Annotated in this window: 11 protein-coding genes; 6 read left to right on the plus strand and 5 right to left on the minus strand. The window is 35.2% G+C overall.

Annotated elements, in window-relative coordinates:
• A partial coding sequence (locus tag QZ659_RS11265; RefSeq protein ID WP_291725918.1) for a PIN domain-containing protein occupies positions 1 to 377 on the plus strand: 377 nt, incomplete at its 5' end.
• A gap of 110 nt (positions 378 to 487) precedes the next feature.
• Here the strand turns inward: QZ659_RS11265 and rpoC are convergent.
• Positions 488 to 4,873, minus strand: coding sequence for a DNA-directed RNA polymerase subunit beta' (rpoC, locus tag QZ659_RS11270; protein ID WP_291725919.1), 4,386 nt, complete (start codon positions 4,871 to 4,873; stop codon positions 488 to 490).
• A gap of 537 nt (positions 4,874 to 5,410) precedes the next feature.
• On the opposite strand from rpoC, the gene QZ659_RS11275 reads away from it, so the two are divergent.
• The 5 genes from QZ659_RS11275 (at position 5,411) to QZ659_RS11295 (ending at position 13,631) form a co-directional block, all read left to right on the plus strand.
• Positions 5,411 to 8,203, plus strand: coding sequence for a toll/interleukin-1 receptor domain-containing protein (locus tag QZ659_RS11275; protein ID WP_291725920.1), 2,793 nt, complete (start codon positions 5,411 to 5,413; stop codon positions 8,201 to 8,203).
• 142 nt (positions 8,204 to 8,345) lie between these two features.
• Positions 8,346 to 11,291, plus strand: a complete 2,946-nt coding sequence (locus tag QZ659_RS11280; protein ID WP_291725921.1) for a M43 family zinc metalloprotease — start codon at positions 8,346 to 8,348, stop codon at positions 11,289 to 11,291.
• 123 nt (positions 11,292 to 11,414) lie between these two features.
• Positions 11,415 to 11,834 carry an STAS/SEC14 domain-containing protein gene (locus QZ659_RS11285; protein WP_291725922.1) on the plus strand — a complete coding sequence of 140 codons (420 nt, stop codon included), beginning with the start codon at positions 11,415 to 11,417 and terminating at the stop codon, positions 11,832 to 11,834.
• 92 nt (positions 11,835 to 11,926) lie between these two features.
• A complete protein-coding gene (locus QZ659_RS11290; RefSeq protein ID WP_291725923.1) occupies positions 11,927 to 12,769 on the plus strand; it encodes a hypothetical protein in 843 nt (280 codons plus the stop codon).
• Between the two features lie 28 nt (positions 12,770 to 12,797).
• On the plus strand, positions 12,798 to 13,631 hold the full coding sequence (locus QZ659_RS11295) for a hypothetical protein (RefSeq protein ID WP_291725924.1): 834 nt from the start codon (positions 12,798 to 12,800) through the stop codon (positions 13,629 to 13,631).
• A gap of 1 nt (position 13,632) precedes the next feature.
• On the opposite strand, the gene QZ659_RS11300 is transcribed toward QZ659_RS11295, so the two are convergent.
• From QZ659_RS11300 to QZ659_RS11315, 4 genes are all read right to left on the minus strand, one after another.
• On the minus strand, positions 13,633 to 15,063 hold the full coding sequence (locus tag QZ659_RS11300) for a PP2C family protein-serine/threonine phosphatase (RefSeq protein WP_291725925.1): 1,431 nt from the start codon (positions 15,061 to 15,063) through the stop codon (positions 13,633 to 13,635).
• 167 nt (positions 15,064 to 15,230) lie between these two features.
• Positions 15,231 to 16,553, minus strand: coding sequence for an adenosylhomocysteinase (gene ahcY / locus QZ659_RS11305; RefSeq protein ID WP_291725926.1), 1,323 nt, complete (start codon positions 16,551 to 16,553; stop codon positions 15,231 to 15,233).
• Positions 16,554 to 16,863: 310 nt separating this feature from the next.
• Entirely contained in the window at positions 16,864 to 18,381 is a 1,518-nt protein-coding gene (locus QZ659_RS11310) for a TonB-dependent receptor (RefSeq protein ID WP_291725927.1), read from the minus strand.
• Between the two features lie 290 nt (positions 18,382 to 18,671).
• Positions 18,672 to 19,769 (minus strand): vWA domain-containing protein, encoded by a 1,098-nt coding sequence (locus tag QZ659_RS11315; RefSeq protein WP_291725928.1) that lies wholly within the window; start codon positions 19,767 to 19,769, stop codon positions 18,672 to 18,674.
• Positions 19,770 to 19,812 lie beyond the last annotated feature (43 nt).

Consider the following 19,812-nt stretch of genomic DNA (forward strand, 5'->3'; position numbering starts at 1 on the left):
CAAGACTATTTAGAACAAGTCGTCTTTGCATAAATCTTTCATGCGTTTACCCTACTGAAATGAAGTCATTAGGAAGACAACGAAAATGGTCAGTTCAAAAATATCAGAATGTAAATGAATGGCTAAGAAAGTTTTTGATTGTGCCTATTGAAAGTGAAGATATTTTAGAGATTTACTCCCAAATAGATGCGTATAGCCAAGGAAAATTAGATGGAAATCCATTACCTACTGGACTTTCAGCAAGAAATATGGGTAAAAATGATATTTGGATTGCTGCAACTGCTCATATTTTGGAAGCTACATTAATCACGATGGATAAAGACTTTGAACATTTAGACAAATTTTATTTTGATGTTATTACTTTGAAAAGAAATTGATTACATATAGGCATCTAAACAGACTAAAGTCTGTTCTACAACAAAAAACCTTTCAAAATTTAGTTTTTGAAAGGTTTTTTGATGTATATCAAAACAAAGATGTTTCAGAATTATCCTACTTCTTCAGTAGTTTCTTCTTCTTGTTGTTGTCTTAATTGCTCTAGCTGTGCTTCTGTGCGAGTAGAACGAACATTTTCATCAGCCAAAGTATCTTCAAGTTTGTCATACGTTTTCTCATCATAAACGATAAGGTCTTCGTACTTACGCAAACCAGTACCTGCTGGAATAAGGTGTCCTACAATTACATTTTCCTTCAAACCATTGAGGTCGTCAGACTTACCACGGATAGAGGCTTCGCTGAGTACCTTAGTAGTTTCTTGGAAAGAAGCTGCCGACATAAAGCTCTTCGTACCGAGAGAGGCTTGTGTAATACCACGCAATGTAGGCTTAGAAACGGCTGGCTGTGCATCTCTGACTTTAGCCACTTTCATATCCTTACGACGCAGACTAGAGTTTTCATCTCTAAGTTCACGAGCTGTGATAATCATACCTACTTTGAGTTTAGTAGATTCTCCTACATCTGTAACGATTTTCTTATCCATAAAGGAATCATTCTCTGCACGAACTTCAAATTTATCTACAATCTGATTCGGCAATAATGAAGTATCTCCTGGATCGATAATCTCTACTTTTTGCATCATCTGACGAACGATTACCTCAATGTGCTTATCATTGATTTTTACACCTTGAAGACGATAAACGTCTTGGATTTCATTTGTCAAATATTCTTGAACGGCTGTCGGTCCTTTGATTGCCAAAATATCGGCTGGCGTGATAGCACCATCTGAGAGTGGCATACCTGCTTTCACAAAGTCGTTTGCCTGTACAAGAATGTGCTTAGAAAGCTGTACCATATATTTCTTAACAATACCATCTTTCTTAGACTCTACAAAAATTTCTCTGTTACCACGCTTGATTCCACCATAACTTACAATACCATCAATTTCTGATACTACGGCTGGGTTAGAAGGGTTACGAGCTTCAAAAAGTTCGGTTACACGTGGAAGACCACCCGTAATATCTCTACTCTTCGAAACTGAACGAGGAATTTTTGCTAAAATCTGACCTGCTCTTACACTTTGTCCTTCTTCAACAGTAAGATAAGCACCAGCAGGGACACTACTTTCTGCTCCTTCACCTGCTGCATTTACAACAGTAAGAGTAGGGTTTCTTGTCTTGTCTCTACTCTCAATGATTACTTTCTGACGGTGTCCTGTTTGCTCATCAGATTCTTCTTTATAGGTAATGCCTTCATCAATACCTTCAAACTGTACCGTTCCATCAAATTGTGAAAGGATTACAGCGTTGAATGGGTCAAAGTTATAAAGAGCATCATTTTTCTGAACTATCTGACCATCTTTAACAGTCAAGAATGAACCATAAGGAACATTGTGAGAAGCTAAGACTTTATTTTCATTGTCCTTATCTACAATTCTCATCTCACCAATACGAGACATGACTACATTTCCTTTCTTGCCCTCTTCATCTAACGTACTGATAGTTCTTACTTCTTCTAAGATAACTTTACCTTCTTTCTTCGCCTTGATAGTAGATTCTACGGCAATGTTAGAAGCCGTACCACCGACGTGGAACGTACGAAGAGTAAGCTGTGTACCTGGCTCACCAATAGACTGTGCTGCAATAACGCCAACAGATTCACCTTGTTGTACCAGTTTGCCTGATGCAAGGTTGCGTCCATAACATTTTGCACAAACCCCAACACGAGTTTCACAAGTAAGAACAGAACGTATTTCTACGGCTTCTACTCCTGCTTCCTCTATACGTTTAGCGTCAATTTCGTCTATCAAATGTCCAGATTCTACAATGATTTGATCTTCATTTTCTGGATGGAATACATCGTGAAGAGAAACTCTACCTAAAATACGGTCAGAAATTGGTTCAATAATTTCCTCTTGTTCTTTAAGTGCTGTTACTGTCAGACCACGAAGTGTTCCACAGTCCGTTTCATTTACAATAATATCTTGGGCAACATCTACCAAACGACGAGTAAGGTAACCAGCATCAGCCGTTTTAAGAGCTGTATCTGCAAGACCTTTACGAGCACCGTGTGTAGAGATAAAGTATTCCAAAACGTCTAGTCCTTCTTTAAAGTTAGAAAGAATAGGGTTTTCAATGATTTCACCTACCGAACCTTGTAAGTTCTTTTGAGGTTTTGCCATCAGACCACGCATACCACCTAACTGACGAATCTGCTCACGAGAACCACGTGCACCAGAGTGCATCATCATATAGATGGAATTGAATCCTTGCTCGTCATTTTCAAGCTGATCCATGAGTTCGTCTGTAATACGACGGTTTACTTTTGTCCAAATATCAATTACTTGGTTGTAACGCTCGTTGTCTGTAATCAGCCCCATAAAGTAGTTTTGCGTAATCGCTGCTACTTCTTCTTTCGCTTCTTCTACAAGACGTTGCTTGTTGTCTGGAACTGGGATATTGTTGATACCAATAGAAAGACCACCACGGTAGGCTTGGTCGAAACCTAAGAATTTAATCTCATCTAAAAATTCTGCTGTGCGAGCCATTCCGACTTGCTTCACAATTTTAGAGATTACCTTTTGAAGTGTCTTTTTACTCAAAAGTTCGTCGATATAACCAGATTCCTTAGGAACACACTTATTAAATAAAACACGTCCAGCAACAGTTTCAATCATCTTGTACTCTAACTCGCCAGTATCTTCATTCAATACGTGTGTACGAAGATGTATGTAGGCGTGCTTAGAAATAGATTTATGATTGAGAGCCATGACAACTTCCTCTTCTGAGTAGAATTTCATGCCTTCTCCTTCAATTTTCAATTCTGGTGTACTTCTTCTTCCTTTTGTTAAGTAATAAAGACCCAAAACCATATCTTGTGAAGGTACAGTAATAGGATTACCACTTGCAGGAGAAAGAATATTATGAGAGGCAAGCATTAAAAGTGAGGCTTCCAAAACAGCTTCTTGTCCGAGAGGAACGTGAACAGCCATCTGGTCACCGTCAAAGTCGGCGTTGAATGCCGTACAAACTAATGGGTGTAATTGAATTGCTTTACCCTCAATAAGTTTTGGTTGGAAAGCTTGAATACCCAAACGGTGCAAGGTAGGTGCACGGTTAAGGAGAACAGGGTGTCCTTTCAATACATTTTCCAAAATATCCCAAATTACTGGGTCTTTTCTATCAACAATTTTCTTAGCTGATTTTACTGTCTTTACGATACCACGCTCAATGAGTTTGCGAATAACAAACGGCTTGAATAGCTCGGCAGCCATATTTTTAGGAAGACCACACTCATGAAGTTTGAGTTCTGGCCCTACTACGATTACCGAACGTCCCGAATAATCTACACGCTTACCCAAAAGGTTTTGACGGAAACGTCCTTGTTTACCTTTGAGCATATCTGAAAGTGATTTCAAAGCACGGTTTCCATCACCACGAACAGCATTTACTTTACGAGAGTTATCGAAAAGAGAATCAACAGCTTCTTGAAGCATACGTTTTTCATTACGTAAAATTACTTCAGGAGCTTTTATGTCTATCAATCGCTTCAAACGATTGTTACGAATAATAACACGACGATACAAGTCATTCAAATCAGAAGTTGCAAAACGTCCTCCATCTAATGGAACTAACGGACGCAATTCTGGTGGAATAACAGGTACCATTTTAATAACCATCCAAGATGGGTCATTAGGAACATTTCTAGATTTGGCATCACGGAATGCTTCCACTACACGCAAACGTTTCAAGGCTTCTGCCTTACGCTGTTGTGAAGTTTCATTCATTGCAGCAGCACGCAAATCATAAGAAAGTTCGTCTAAGTTTAATCTTTGTGGGTCAAGAAGCATTACAATAGCTTCTGCTCCCATTTTGGCAATGAATTTTTCTGGGTCGCTATCATCTTTCTGCTGATTCTCACGAGGGAGTTTGTCCATAATGTCCAAATACTCGTCTTCAGTCAGAAAGTCTAGGCGTTGTAACCCTTCTGCTTCCATTACCCCTGGCTGTACTACAGCATAACGCTCATAGTATATAATTTGGTCTAGTTTTTTTGTCGGTAGTCCGAGCAAATAACCTATTTTGTTAGGCAATGAACGGAAATACCATATATGCGCTACAGGAACAACAAGTTGAATGTGTCCCATACGCTCACGACGGACTTTCTTTTCCGTTACTTCTACGCCACAACGGTCGCAGATAATTCCTTTGTAGCGAATACGCTTATACTTACCACAATGACACTCCCAGTCTTTAACAGGTCCGAAGATACGCTCACAGAAAAGACCTCCCATTTCGGGTTTGTAGGTACGATAGTTTATCGTTTCTGGTTGAGTAACTTCTCCGAACGAGCTATTTAAAATAGACTCTGGAGATGCCAAGCTGATGGTGATTCGCTTGAAATCGTTTTTTAACTTTTTGTTCTTTTGGAACGACATGGGCGATGCAGGTTTGGATTTGGAGTAACAATCTACAAAGGTATGAAATTATTTTTAAAAATCCTTTTTTTATTAGAAAAATTTTTGTAGGAGATAATTTTACTAGCAAAACAAGGAAATAGCAAAGAATAGGTTTACCATTTTTAATATTGAATTTATGTAACTTTCAATATTCAATGTGTTTATGGACACTAAGCTGTATAATTTATTACTTAACTGGGCTTACGCAACATGATGCTCTGTGTGCCACAGAGTAGGGTTTGTAAAATCTGAAACTGTGTCCTGTACTAATCTGCATAACTCTAGTTAATTAATTGTAACCTAGACTGTAAAAAATGAAAATAGTTCTAGTAACTCTCTTATTTTTATTACTATTTTCCCAAAAAGTTGTTTAAGAACGAAAAACTCAACAAGTTAGAGGGTAGGAGAATATAGAAATTATAAAAGGATTTGATGATATAATTCTTTTTAAAAGAAATTGCTTATTTTTAGCTACATTCTAATTCATTCAAAAAATAAGCTAAGGTTAGTTTTCTTATGACAAAAGATGCCTTTATTTCGTATGGGAGAAAAGAAAGTCTAGGCTTTGTGGGTCGGATTTATCAATCTTTAAAACTAAAAGGTTATGAAATTTGGTTCGATAAAGTCAATATTCCAGATGGCGACGATTATTCCAAACGTATTTCTCATGGCATTGAGTCGGCTCATAATTTTATACTTATTCTTGCTCCTCGTTGTCTTACTTCTGCTTACTGCCTTATAGAATTGGAATATGCCAGAAAACTAGGAAAGCGAGTAATTCCTGTCGACCAAAATGTTATTTTTGATACAAAAGATGCTCCTTTGTCTTACGAAGAGCGAAGTGTTTTGGTGCAGTTTTACGAGGCTAATGGAATGGAAGTCTTGCCTATTTTTAGTAAAAAAGACGTCTTGAACCGTTCGCATCAACTTCTAGGAAAAACAGACTGGGTACATGCTCGTCAAAACCTTTCGGAAGATGACATCAACCAACTCTACAACTGGCAACTTAGCTATGAAAATACGTGGAGCAAGCACGATGATGTAGAATTTATCAAACAGAATACTATTCCTATTTTTGGAAAAGATATAGATAGTTTTGAAGACGGATTTGAAAGAATTATAAAAGTAATAGAGAACCAAAAGGAGTATGTTCATTTACATACTGAACTATTGCAAAAAGCTCTTTTTTGGCAAAATAATCGACGACAAACCAATCTTTTGTTGGTAGGAAAAGAAAGACAAGAAGCTCAAAATTGGCTTACTCAAGTTTTTGTTGCGCCTAATCAGCCTCCTTGTGTGCCTTCAGTATTGCATAGTGAGTTTATAACTGAGTCTAAGAAAAACGCTGATAACTTGATGTCAGAAGTTTTCTTGTGTTTTGCAAAACAAGAACAAAAAGAAACTGAAAAAATTCGGAAAGGCTTGATAAAAGCTGGAGTTACAGTTGTGCTTCCCAGTAACTCCATACAAAGAGAGATAGAAAAAGGATTTGATACTTCTGATTATGTGAATGATATAAAAGAACAAATTGCACACGCCGATAATTTTGTCTTTGTGCTTTCGCCTTCTTCCGTTCAAAATTCAGATTGCCTTAGAGAACTTCGCTTTGCTCTCACATTTCATAAGCGAATTATTGTTGTTTTGGCAAAAAAAGTGCAGACAAACACTCTTCCAGAAGCCTTACGTGCGCTGTCCTCTTCCTACATTGACCTAACTGATAATAGATTAGAAGATAATTTTACAGAAAACCTAGATTTTGAAAAAGATTTGAATGAGCTTCTCTGTATTCTTGAAGACGATTATGATTATTACAGAAATCATAAACGCTATCTTGCACAAGCTCTAAAATGGGAAGAACAACATCAAAATGATGCAATTTTACTTCGTGGACACAATTTAGATAAGGCACAAACGTGGCTTCATCAAGGAAAAACGCAAGGAAACAATACTACTAATTCTAAACTTAATACTCCAACAAAGCTACACGAGAAATTCATTGAGGAGAGTATTGCCAAAATAGGAACGCTTAGTAACGAAGTTTTTATTTCGTACTCTCGTACTGATGGCGACTTTGCCCGTTGGCTCAATGAAGAACTTCAACTCAATGGCAGAACAACGTGGTTTGACCAAGAATGTATTCCTGCAGGTTCAGACTTCGGAGAAGAAATTAGAAATGGCATCGAAACGTCAGATAATTTTTTATTTATTATTTCTCCAGCTTCGATTTCCTCACCCTATTGTAAAGATGAAGTTTTACACGCTTTGGAAATGGGAAAACGAATTATCTTGGTTCGTTTGCAAGCCGTTGAAGAAATGCCAAATTATTTCCCTAGTCATATTCAATGGATAGATTTTTCTAAAAATAATTTACAAAGCGATAATGGACAGCAATTTAGAGAGCTTCTAAGAGCCTTAAATATTGATAGAGAGCACACCAAAAAGCATTCAAGATATCAACAGAAAGCCTTAGAGTGGAACAAATATGAAAAAAACTACGCTTTTCTGTTACGAGGAAACGAACTTGCTATTGCTGAAAACTGGCTAGAAGAGTGTAAAAAGCATAATAAAATTCCTACACCTACCTCTATTCAAAAAGAGTTTATTTCAGAGAGTATAAAATCTGTAAACGCCCAAAAAAGAAAACAAGAAAAAACTATCCTAAGATTACGTGTCTTTTTGGCTTTAGCTGTAATAGCTCTTTTGGCTGCCTGTGGATTAGGGTTGTGGGTACATTCACTAAATTTAAAAAATAAAGCACAACTCAAAGCCTTAGCCACAGCCCAAGACTCCTTGATTAGGACAAATGAAAAGGAAAAACTGCTCAAGTTTCAAAACTACTTTCAAGCAGCTAATTATCAAAAAAATTCTACCAATTACGAAGAGGCTCTAAAAAACTATAGAATAGCCTTAGACTTTGCTGATTCTGCTCAAACTGCTACTGTCGGAAAAGAAATTAAGAATATAGAAACTATGATTCCGAAGAAAGAAATGTTTTTCGAATTGATAGAAAAAGGAGAAATAGCCTTCAAACAAAAGAAATTTTTAGATGCCTATACCTACTACCAAAAAGCTGATTCGATTGGCTATAATCCTACATTCATCAAGACACATTTGGAAGTTTTGGATGAATATGTAAAATTAGAAATCAATAAAATGAAAAATCAAACCGTTTATCTTTTAGAAAGAAACAAAGAAAAACAGGCGTATGAAAATGTCGTAAAAGCCCTTCTGCTTGCTCCCAATGATACTTCTCTCTTAGCTCTTGAAAAACGAGTAATGCGACAAATGCTAGGAAAAGAGAACAACTAATGAAAACAAAATGCAACCAAGTTTCATTTTGTTGGGTCTTCAATATGAAGGTGTAATAAAGATAAAACTTTTTACTTAAATTTTGTATTTTTACTACATCATTTATTCTATCTAATGTATTTTCTTTTCAACATCTCTAGCTATGATAAAAAATAATTTCTTATTTGTTGTTTGTTTTATTTTTATTTTACATTTTTCGCTAAGTTCTGAAAGCTCTGCACAACGTACTTGTGAAACTACTGAAACAGAACACTTTTTAAAAAACAAAGACCATATTGCAGGAAGTGAAGCCTTTGAAAATAAAATAAAACAAGTTAGAGCAAATATAGCAGAGCAAAAAAGAAGAGAACAAGAGCTTCAAAAGAAAGGAATAATTGCCAAAACCAATCAAACAGAATCTACTTACAAAATTCCTGTTATTGTTCATGTCATTCATAATGGCGAAGCTATTGGAGAGGGTACAAATATTTCTGCTGAGCAGATTTATGGTCAAATAGAAGTTTTGAATGAAGATTTTAACTTTAGAAACCCAGATAGAGATGAAACATTAGATATTTTTAAAGATGTGGCTGACAACCCAAGTATTGAATTTGTAATGGCTACTGTCGACCCAGAGGGCAGACCTTTGGATGAAGTAGGAATTCATCGTGCTAAAGGCTGTCTAACAACTTGGAGTCAAGCTTCATTTAATACATATGTAAAACCAAATACTGTGTGGAACCCTAATCTATATTTTAATATTTGGGTGGCCAACTATACAAAACTTGGGTATGCACAATTTCCTGTCTTCTCTGATTTGGATGGAATAAAAGATGAAAATGGAGCAGCCAACACAGACGGGATTGTAGTTAGGTACAAAAGTTTTGGTTCGATAAAAAAAACACCTAATATCCCCCAACTTATAGAGGGTGCGCCTTTCAACGAGGGACGCACAACTACACATGAAGTAGGTCATTTTTTTGGACTGATGCATACTTGGGGAGATGAAAATTTAAGTTGTGCAAGTGATGATTTTTGTGAAGATACTCCCAATACCAAAGTACGTCAAAGTGGATGCAATCTCAACGAAGAAGCTTGTGTGGAAGGAGAAATAATAATGTCTCAAAATTTTATGGATTATACTGATGACCGTTGCATGACTTTATTTACAAAAGACCAAGTAGAGCGTATGCATGCCGTTTTAGATATTTCTCCTCGTAGAGGAACACTATTAGATTCTGATGTAGCTGAACCTCTTGGAAAGAATGTTTTTGCTATTTTTGAAACATCAAAAAATAGAGTTATTAAAGGAGGTAACATAATGTTTGATAATCAATCATTAGCTACTGGGGGGGCTACTATTCAAGGATATGAATGGACATTTGATGGTGGCACTCCCACAACTTCTATAGAAAAAAGCCCAACTATTACTTACAACCAAACAGGAAAATATTGGGTAACTCTCAAAGTCATAGGTGATGAAGTAAGTGATAAGTATAAAGTTGTTCAAATAGAAGTAATTGACGATAATATTGTTGCACTAAACCAAACATCTCTAAACTTTGAAGACAGAAATTTTGAAAGAGAAGGTTGGAGCTTTGAAAGGTCTGATATTACGAATTGGAGAATTTCTTCTAATGGAGCTTATGGAACTAGCAACTTTTCTGTATATGCTCCTAACGCAACCTTCCGTGCTTGTGAAACTGAACTGTCTTTTATCTCTCCATTTATTAATATTCCTTCTAATCGCACTGTTGAAATTAGCTTTGATGTAGCTTATGGCTTCGATGAAGATAAATTACCTGATTCACTGGAAATTTCGTATTCTACTGATGCAGGAGATAAATTCAAAACACTATGGAAAAAAGGAGGATATGATATAAGAACTGCTGTCAATCAGAAAAACACTTTTACTCCTTCATCTTCTCAATGGAAATCGTATAAACTTTACTTGGAAGTTGAAGGTGATAGTCGTTTCATACAGTTTAAGTTTCAAAACATAGGAGCAAATAACAACAATTTGTACTTAGATAACTTGCAAATCCGTCAAGCAACTGATTTACAAGCTCCTGTTGTAGATTTTGATATCAGTTATCCTCTACTTCTTCTTTCAGAAACAGGATATCTTTATTCTCAATCAGAATTTGGTGTAGATTTTACTTGGACAGTTGCAGGAAATACAAATCTACAAACAACAGGTATTTCTCCTCAAATTAACTTTACACAAGAAGGTCTTTATGATGTTACCCTCCAAGTGAGCAATACTATAGCTACTAAAGAACGTACAGAATCAGATGCGATTAAAGTTGTGGAGGGAAGCAGAGTAACGAATATTAGTCCTAAAAATGTCATTGATGAAGAAATTAATGGCAAAGCCCTTGCAGGACATGATGAGCAAGCCACAATACATAAAGCCGAGTTTTTCAATGGTTTAGGAGTAGGCAGAAAACTATATGCCGTCGATATTTTCTTTGCTGATGCAGATATTAGCAACCCAAATGAAACGTTTGATGTTGTTTTGTGGTCAGTAGATAATGATGGAAAACCAAGTGAGGAACTCTATCGCCAAAATGTATCTTATTCTCTCATTGAAAAAGATATTTTTGAGAGAAAGCAATTTACAAGAGTCGTTCTTGATGAGCCTCAAAGTATTCCTAATCAGATTTTTGCTGGAGTGGCTTTAGAGTATGAAAGTGGAAATACTTTTTCCATCTTTACAGAAAAAAAACAAGAGGGTAAGGGATGGGAACAGAAATCGAACAATGACTGGCTGGCTTACTCTACAAGTCGTGGACAAAACTATTCAAATGCAATTTCTATTGTTGTATCTCCAGAAGGCGTTTTGGGAACAGATAACAACCTAGATGACCAAATCAAGCTCTACCCAAATCCAAACAATGGCAATTTTCAGCTAGAAACTCAAAACATAGGTATTGAATCTGTTGAAGTCTATAATTCTATTGGACAAAGAGTATATCAAAAAGCTATTCCAAATGCGTTTCTATCTACCTTCGAAATCCAGCTTCATCGTCCTTCCAATGGAATGTATTTAGTCAAGATACAAACACATAAAGGTGTGATTACACGCAAAATCATCATTCAAAATTAGATAAGTCAAAACTTAATTTTTATTAAATAACTCTTCTATCTAGTATTTTTGTTAAATGAGAATAAATTTTGTTTTTTTGTAAAACAATATAAAATATAGCTTTAACAACACCATCGTACCGATATGATGCCTTTTTATGAAAGCCCAGATAAGTCTATTACTTCTTATGTGAACAACAAGGAGGAATATATTCTTATCAAAATGGAGGGAGATATAAATGAAGAAGAGTATAAAGAAGTATTTCTACTTCTTTTAGATAAAGAAAAAACACACGGCTACACTAGAGTTCTTTTCAATCAAGAAAATGTAGGAGAAGTTTCTTCTAAATCAAGGGCTTGGCTCGTTTTGAAATTTATGCCTATGCTTCAAAAACAGCTTGGCGAAAACTTTAAAGTCGCAGTAATAAAATCTAGCACTACCTTTCAGCGTATTGCAGCTCAAGTACTTTTAAAATCATTGATGGCAATCAATAACAAATTCAAAATTGCTTATTTTGAAGAGCGAGTAACAGCAAAAGAATGGTTATTATCTGCTAAAAAGTAATTCAACACTATTGACTTTGCAAAAAACAAAAGCATTTTATTCTTATCTTTAGAATAGAATGCTTTTTTCATATACAAAATTTTCAAAGACCTATGATAGCCAAGCAGCCCATTCGATTCGCTATTTCTATAATTCATTTAGCTATCGCTATTTTTTGTGGCAGTTTTATAGTTATGGAAGTATTTCAAAAAGGATTTTTAGCTTTTAATGGCAGAGATAAAATCATTTTCTTGGTACTAGCTTGCATTGTTGTAAGTGCTATTGCAGCTAGTTTGGCTTGGCTTTCCCATTATATCACAACGGCAAAAAAAATAAGTTATATTCTTGTATTTAGTTTCACTTTTTTACTGCTACCCTTGTTACCAGAATTGAAAAATACGTCAGACATTATAAGTTTTTCTATGGTTATTGCTACTGTAGCCAGTTTTATATTTCTCTTGGCTTTTTCTAAAATAACACATCATCAAACAACAATACAATCAACAGAAAATAATTCTTTAGATGCTGATTTTTTGGCTTCTGAATTAGATAAAAACACTAATTCGTCTATTTTTTGGAAACCCAATCATATTGTAGCTTTTAGTTCTTTGGTTTTTGCACTTGCGCTTTTTATTTCACTGACAGATATGGGTGCGCCTTCTTGGGTTATTAGTGCTCCTTCAGCTTTTTTTATAGGTAGTGTAGTACTTTGGATTTTCCCAAAAATAGGAAGTTGGATTTTTTCTGTGGTCAGTATTTTGGCTGCCATAGGAATAACAGGGATGTTGATTTATACCTCCATAACACGTCAAGGATACGACTCAAGTGAAAGCATAAAATTTATTCTTTTTTTTTCTGTAATTGTGGGCAGTATTTGTCTTCTCTGTATTGGCATGGCAATGCTACTTTTAAGCAAAGAAGCCCAACAAGAGTGGATAGAAAATAAACCCATCTAAAATACTTCACTTACCAAACTACTAAATTATGATAGCCAATCAGCCAGCAAAGTTTTGTATTTCTTTAATTCATCTGTCTATTGCTTTATTCTGTTTTTCTTTTTGTGTAGGCTTTACATTGGCAGATAAAGAAGGTTCTTTTCTTGCTTTAATAAAAAGCAATGACTTCTTTGCTGTTTTGGTTTGTTTCCTTGTTGGTATTGTTGCGTTGGTAGGATTTATATTTTGGCAAAGGGACGACTCCAAAAATGCAAAAAAAACAAGTTATTTGGTTAGCTTTTTAATACTCATACAATATTTAGTAATCACGCTTGCAGAACAGAAAATGAAGGTCAATTTGGTTTTAGGCTTATTTCTTTTTCCTCCTATATTGCTTATTTTTTTATTGGGAGTTTCAGAAATGGGAAAAGAAAGCAAAAAATATCAGATAGCTCATGATACTATTTTAGACTCTGATTTTTTAGAGCCTTTCGAAATACCTCAAACTACCAACTATTTTTTCAAAACAAATCGTATTATAGCCATATTTTTGGGAGTCGGTGCTATTATGATGGTTTTGAATAATCTTTTCAATAGAATGCCAGATGCTTTTATCCCAGTTTATGTAAGTCTTTTGGTAGTCAGTTTTTTCCTTCTTGTCCTTCCTAAACTTGGAAGTTGGATAGCTTATATTGCGCTCAACCTTTTAGCTCTAGGAGTTTTTGGAGGTATGATATACCTTTTGTTTTTCCAAACGAAAGATGTAGATAATAATTTTGATAAGATTGTATTTGCAGTTTCGACAGTTTCTTCTGTCAGTTTCTTTTTCATTGGAATTGCGATGCTACTTTTTAGCAAAGAGGCTAAGGAAGAAAGAAAATAAATTATACGACTCTAATTCCAGCTACACAAATATCATCTGTTTGTGGCATAGTATTTTTCCAAGTATTTATTTCGTGTTCTAATTTTTGATGTTGAGTTGGTATGTCTTCTGAAGCAAGAAGCAATAATTGTTCACGAAAACGTTTTTTGAGGTACTTCGTATTCTTTTTTCCTCCAAATTGGTCTTGAAATCCATCTGAAAAAAGATAAAGCATATCTCCCTTAATTACAGAAATCGTTTGTGTTTCAAATTCTTTAGCAGTTTTGTATTGGCTACTACCTATCGGAAACTTTGAACCTTTGTATTGCAGCATTTCACTATCACGCACTACCCAAAGTGGATTTTTAGCTCCTGCAAACTGTACTTTGTAGTCATTTCTTTTAAAAACCAATACACCTACATCCATTCCGTCATTTACTTTTGAGTTGATTTGTTTGAGCGAAGTTGTAATTTTATGGTCTAATTGATATAAAATTTTTGAAGGGTCGTAGTTTTTTTGTTCTCTGATAATTTCATCTAAAAAATTTGAACCCATAATAGTCATAAATGCTCCTGGAACGCCGTGTCCAGTACAGTCTGCCACTACCAAAACAGAAACGTTATTTTCTTCATCTTGATAAAACCAATAAAAATCACCACTCACAATATCTTTAGGCTGAAAAAATAAGAAGGATTCTTGAAAATAGTTTTTGATATTGCTTGGGCTTCCCAAAAGTGCATTTTGAATACGTTGGGCGTACGTAATACTGTCTCTAATATGATTGTAGGTCTGTTCTAAGGTTTTGCTTTTTTCTTCAATGACTAGATTTTGAGACCTTATTTCTTCATTATTTTCTTTCAAAATTCTTCCTTGTTCTTCTATGCTCTTTTGGTAAGCAACTAATTCTTCTTTAAAGCTACCAATTATGATAAAAAGCAAAATAAAAATATTGATACGGTTACTTAGACGCACTTCTAAAAAATAGTTTGTCTTTGGATAAAAATAAGGCTCTACATAATCGTAACCCAACTTTACACTGATAAAAAGCAGCAAATTCATTATAAAAAATGGAATAATAACTTTCCACCTATCAAAAAATAAAATGGGCATAATAGCAGTAACAATAAAATATAGCTCTATTCCAATTTCTTTTCCTAAACCTAATGCCATTACAACAAAGTAGATAGGAATATCTAAGCAGAAGCCCAACCTAGCAATATGGTATTTGCCTTTTTTATTGAGTTTTAATAGCCCAAACAGAATAAAAATAGCTATCAGATTTGTTGCAACAGGGAGATAATCTGCTAGAATTAGAAAAAAAATAGTGTAAGCAAGATTTGATATAATACCCAACCAACAGGCAATATTTAGCAAACGAATACGCCTCTGTTCCAAAGGGGTTTGCTCTGTATTTATTCCCCAGTTCAATATTTTCTTGATGAGTTTTATCATTACTTCAATTTACGAAAACTCTGTGCAAAAAGACAAACCAATACTTTACTTTATCAATTCTTAAATTATACAAACCAAAAACCACTAACAAATTAATGCTAGTGGCTTTTATAATTTATCAAGTCATAATAATTAATCGTTAATCATTAACAATTAATCACTATTTCTTAATAACGGTAATATTCTGGCTTGTAAGGTCCTTCTGGAGTTACACCGATGTATTCAGCTTGGTCGTTAGAAAGAACGTCAAGCTCAATGCCTAATTTAGAAAGGTGCAAACGAGCCACTTTTTCATCTAGGTGCATTGGAAGCGTGTAAACTTCGTTTTTGTAGTTATCACGGTTAGTATAAAGTTCGATTTGAGCCAATACTTGGTTTGTGAATGAGTTAGACATTACAAAAGAAGGGTGTCCTGTTGCACAACCTAAATTTACTAAACGTCCTTCTGCCAACACAAGAATCTGCTTGTTATCCTCCAATGTATATAAATCTACTTGAGGCTTGATTTCTACTTTCGTGTTGCCGTATGTTTTGTTAAGCCACGCCATATCGATTTCGTTGTCGAAGTGTCCGATATTAGAAACGATAGCTTTATCTTTCATATTCAAGAAATGCTCTTTTGTCAAGATGTCTTTGTTTCCTGTTGCAGTAACAATGATATCAGCTTCTTTTACAGCTTCTTTCATTGGTTTTACTTCAAAACCATCCATTGCAGCTTGAAGCGCACAGATTGGGTCAATTTCAGTAACAATTACTCTTGCGCCAGCACCACGAAGAGAAGCAGCAGAACCTTTTCCTACGTCTCCGTAACCACCTACAACAGCAACTTTACCAGCCATCATTACGTCAGTAGCACGACGAATCGCATCTACACAAGACTCACGACAACCGTATTTGTTATCAAATTTAGATTTTGTAACTGAATCGTTTACATTAATACAAGGCAATGGAAGAGTTCCCTTACGCATACGCTCATATAAACGGTGAACACCAGTAGTAGTTTCTTCTGAAATACCACCAATACCAGCTACTAATTCAGGATAACGGTCTAAAACCATATTAGTAAGGTCGCCACCATCATCAAGAATCATATTCAGTGGCTTACGGTCTTCACCTTCACCAAAGAAAAGAGTTTGTTCGATACACCAGTCAAATTCTTCTTCGTTCATGCCTTTCCAAGCAAAAACTGGAATACCAGCAGCAGCAATAGCAGCAGCAGCTTGGTCTTGTGTAGAGAAAATGTTACAAGAAGACCATGTAACTTCTGCACCAAGAGCTACCAAAGTTTCTATCAAGACAGCCGTTTGGATTGTCATGTGAAGACAGCCAGCAATGCGTGCACCTTTAAGTGGCTTAGATTCTCCATATTCTTCACGAAGAGCCATCAAACCTGGCATTTCTGCTTCTGCTAATTGAATTTCACGACGCCCCCATTCTGCTAGAGTGATGTCTTTTACTTTATAACGAGTGTCTTTTTTTGCTTCGACCATTTAAAGAAAATAGTTTATTAAAAAATGTATAATTTAGTTTTCTATTCTATTGTCATTCAATCAGTTGTAATGCTATTTTATTCTCTAGTTTTAAGAGAATGATAAAAAATACTTATCTATCTGAAAATGAATGAGTTGCAAATTTCGTAAATACTTTTGAGAATACAAAATTGAGACACAACAAATATGTTTATTTGTTGATAATGCTTTTCTATAAAAAAGCAATAAGAACATAATTGATTACTCTTGAAAATTGAATTTATTCGAAAAAATAACCTACCAATTTCTATAAACTGGTAGGCTTTCTTTTCTACAAGTTATTATCAATGATTTCTTGCCTAGCTTTTTGTTCTCTTTCTAAGGTGGCTTGTTTTCTCTCTTCTTCAGCTACTGAGAGCTTGTCTGTTGGACAAGGATACTCAAACAAACATTTGTCTTTGATAGCCTCTTCAACAATTTTTGGCACCATTTCCTCCCATCCTTCTTTTCCATTCTTAATCATTTCCAAGACATTATCAGAGAAAATATGTAGTATTTTGGTATTGATATTCTGAATGGTAGCTAGTTTGTTTGTTTCTAGTAGATACTTATAGAGAAAGGCTTGCTTTGGAGCAACTTCAAAATCTTCACAACCTAAAATTTTCTCTGTTCCAGGAATACGTGAAGGATAAACATACATCTTGACATTTGAGCCAAAGAGTTTACCAAAGGCTTCCAAAATTCCTCCATTAAGATTAGTATAAAACTCATCTTCAAAAACATCTGCCAACGAATAAATACCCAAAATAATTCCGATTTTTTTACCTCGGTTGAAGAGTGATAAATATTCTACCAGTCTGTAATACTCTTGATAATTGGAAATAATTACAGTTTGTCCCATCGAACAAAGAATATCTACTCTATCTAAAAAATCTTGGTCGCTGATTGTTCCCTCTGCACGAAGATTAGCAAGTGTTAGTTCCACTAATACCATTATATCTTTTTCTGCTACATCATCTTCTGCTTTAAACATATCCAAACCTCTACGCAACATATCTACATTGACATGTGTAGGAGGACGGAAACGCCCACGCAATGCCAAAATATTTTTTTTGTAAAGAGCTTCTGAAGGTTGTAATACATTTCCATTTGCACCAAACATAGCAGCATTACTCATTCCATTCTTGACAAGTTTTAAGCTCATCAGACGATTATCTACATCTTCAAAGTCTTTTCCTGTCATTCTAAACATATCTATTTCTATTCTGTCCCTAGAAAGATTGTCCATAAGAGAAGTGAGCATTTTGTCTGGGTCATTGGCATGATAGAAACAAGCATAAATTAGATTTACTCCCACAATTCCGACTACTTGCTCTTGTAAAAACTTATGGTTATCTAACAGATTCATGTGAATGATAACTTCATTGGGAGGCGTATTTGGCTTTAGCTGAAAACGAACACCAATCCAACCATGTCCACGATTTGTTTTGCTATAATTCAGAACTTCAATCGTATTGGAAAAAGAGAAAAAACACGTGTCTGGGCGATGTTCTCTTAGCCTTTCTTCTACCAATCGGTATTCGTGTTCAATCATTTTGATGAGACGAGACTCACATACATAACGTCCACTTTCCTCAGCACCATAAATAGCATCACTGAAAGCCATATCATACGCTGACATCGTTTTGGCAATCGTTCCAGAAGCTGCTCCTGCCTTAAAAAACTGTGCAGCTACTTCTTGTCCTGCACCAATTTCAGCAAAAGAACCATAAATGCTTGCATCAAGATTGACCTTTAATGCTTTCTGTTTAGTGGTTAATAATCTTTCAGAAGTTTCGTGTTTACCCATAGCTATTATAATTTCTAATGTGTTGAGAGGAAAGTAATTAATATAAGTAGTGCAAAAATCAGACTTAAATTTACAAATATAACGTGAGAAAAGCTATTATGTTCGTGTTAATTTTACACTAATTATTTTCAAATGAATCTTAATAGAAAAAACAAGGTTATTTATCTGTAAAAATCTCTTTTTTATCGAAATGAAACTTCTTATTTAGAATCAAAAAAAATGACACTTTTTTATGAGTATCATTTTTTTGACCTTTTTACCTAAACACTCTAAAGAGTGTTCTACATTTATTAAAACTGTCTTCTTCTATTTTTCTTAAAGTCTTCAAAAACAAGCTGCCCAAGTCCTTTTAAATTGGAATAGTAGGCATTTCCTCCGTTTGTAGCTGTAAACTCTCTTACAAAACGTTGTAAGTATGGGTCAGAGGCAATCATAAATGTCGTAATCGGAATTTTGAGTTTTTTACACTGTGCTGCCAAATTCAGCGTTTTGTTCAAGATAGTCGAATCTAACCCAAAGCTATTTTTGTAATACTTCAAGCCTTTTTTTATACACGTTGGCTTTCCATCAGTTATCATAAAAATTTGTTTGTTTGGGTTTTTCCTACGTCTCAAAAGTCCCATGGCTAGTTCTAAACCTGCGACTGTATTGGTGTGATAAGGTCCTACTTCAAGATATGGTAAATCCTTTACTTCAATCTGCCAAGCATCATTTCCAAAGACAATAATATCTAGCGTATCTTTTGGATATTTTGTAGTGATGAGTTCGGCAAGTGCCATTGCTACTTTTTTGGCTGGTGTAATTCGGTCTTCTCCATAGAGAATCATAGAGTGCGAAATATCAATCATCAAGACGGTAGAGGTCTGTGCTAAATATTCCTTTTCTCTGATGGTGAGGTCGTTTTCTGTCATATAAAAATCCTGTACACCCCAGTTGATTTGAGCATTTCGGATAGATTCTGTATATGAAATTTGATTCAAATCATCTCCAAAACGGTACGGACGTTCGTCTGCTGAAATATCTCCACTATTTCCATGAAATTTAGTCTTATGATTTCCTCCCTTCGATTTTTTGAGCTTTCCAAAAATCTCTTCTAACGCAGCCTTTCTAATCGTTTGGTCGCTTTTAGGTGTTACTTTTATTTCTCCAGTAACCTGATTTTCCTCCAAGTAGCCTTTTTCTTTTAGGTCTTCAAAGAAATCGCCTATTCCATAGCCTTCTCCTGTTAGGTTGTGCTGCCTGTCTAAATCTGTTAGCCACGACATTGCCTTTCCGACATCTCCTCCTGCCATAGATAAAAGTTGGAGAAAAATGTCTAACAACTTATCAAAACCACTATTTTTTTTTGATTTGGGTGGTGTATATTTTCCGAAGCGATAGCCTTCCATAGTTTTTTATTTTTAAATTTCTATTTTTAGCTCAAACGAATTG

Source organism: Bernardetia sp. (assembly GCF_020630935.1).
Lineage (GTDB): Bacteria > Bacteroidota > Bacteroidia > Cytophagales > Bernardetiaceae > Bernardetia.

What these genes read in the sequence shown, in the direction of transcription:
- QZ659_RS11285 (WP_291725922.1), top strand. Translation starts at nt 11,415, where the DNA reads ATGATGCCTTTTTATGAAAGCCCAGATAAGTCTATTACTTCTTATGTG.
- ahcY (WP_291725926.1), bottom strand. Translation starts at nt 16,553, where the DNA reads ATGGTCGAAGCAAAAAAAGACACTCGTTATAAAGTAAAAGACATCACT.
- QZ659_RS11295 (WP_291725924.1), top strand. Translation starts at nt 12,798, where the DNA reads ATGATAGCCAATCAGCCAGCAAAGTTTTGTATTTCTTTAATTCATCTG.
- QZ659_RS11280 (WP_291725921.1), top strand. Translation starts at nt 8,346, where the DNA reads ATGATAAAAAATAATTTCTTATTTGTTGTTTGTTTTATTTTTATTTTA.
- rpoC (WP_291725919.1), bottom strand. Translation starts at nt 4,873, where the DNA reads ATGTCGTTCCAAAAGAACAAAAAGTTAAAAAACGATTTCAAGCGAATC.
- QZ659_RS11315 (WP_291725928.1), bottom strand. Translation starts at nt 19,769, where the DNA reads ATGGAAGGCTATCGCTTCGGAAAATATACACCACCCAAATCAAAAAAA.
- QZ659_RS11290 (WP_291725923.1), top strand. Translation starts at nt 11,927, where the DNA reads ATGATAGCCAAGCAGCCCATTCGATTCGCTATTTCTATAATTCATTTA.
- QZ659_RS11300 (WP_291725925.1), bottom strand. Translation starts at nt 15,063, where the DNA reads ATGATAAAACTCATCAAGAAAATATTGAACTGGGGAATAAATACAGAG.
- QZ659_RS11275 (WP_291725920.1), top strand. Translation starts at nt 5,411, where the DNA reads ATGACAAAAGATGCCTTTATTTCGTATGGGAGAAAAGAAAGTCTAGGC.
- QZ659_RS11310 (WP_291725927.1), bottom strand. Translation starts at nt 18,381, where the DNA reads ATGGGTAAACACGAAACTTCTGAAAGATTATTAACCACTAAACAGAAA.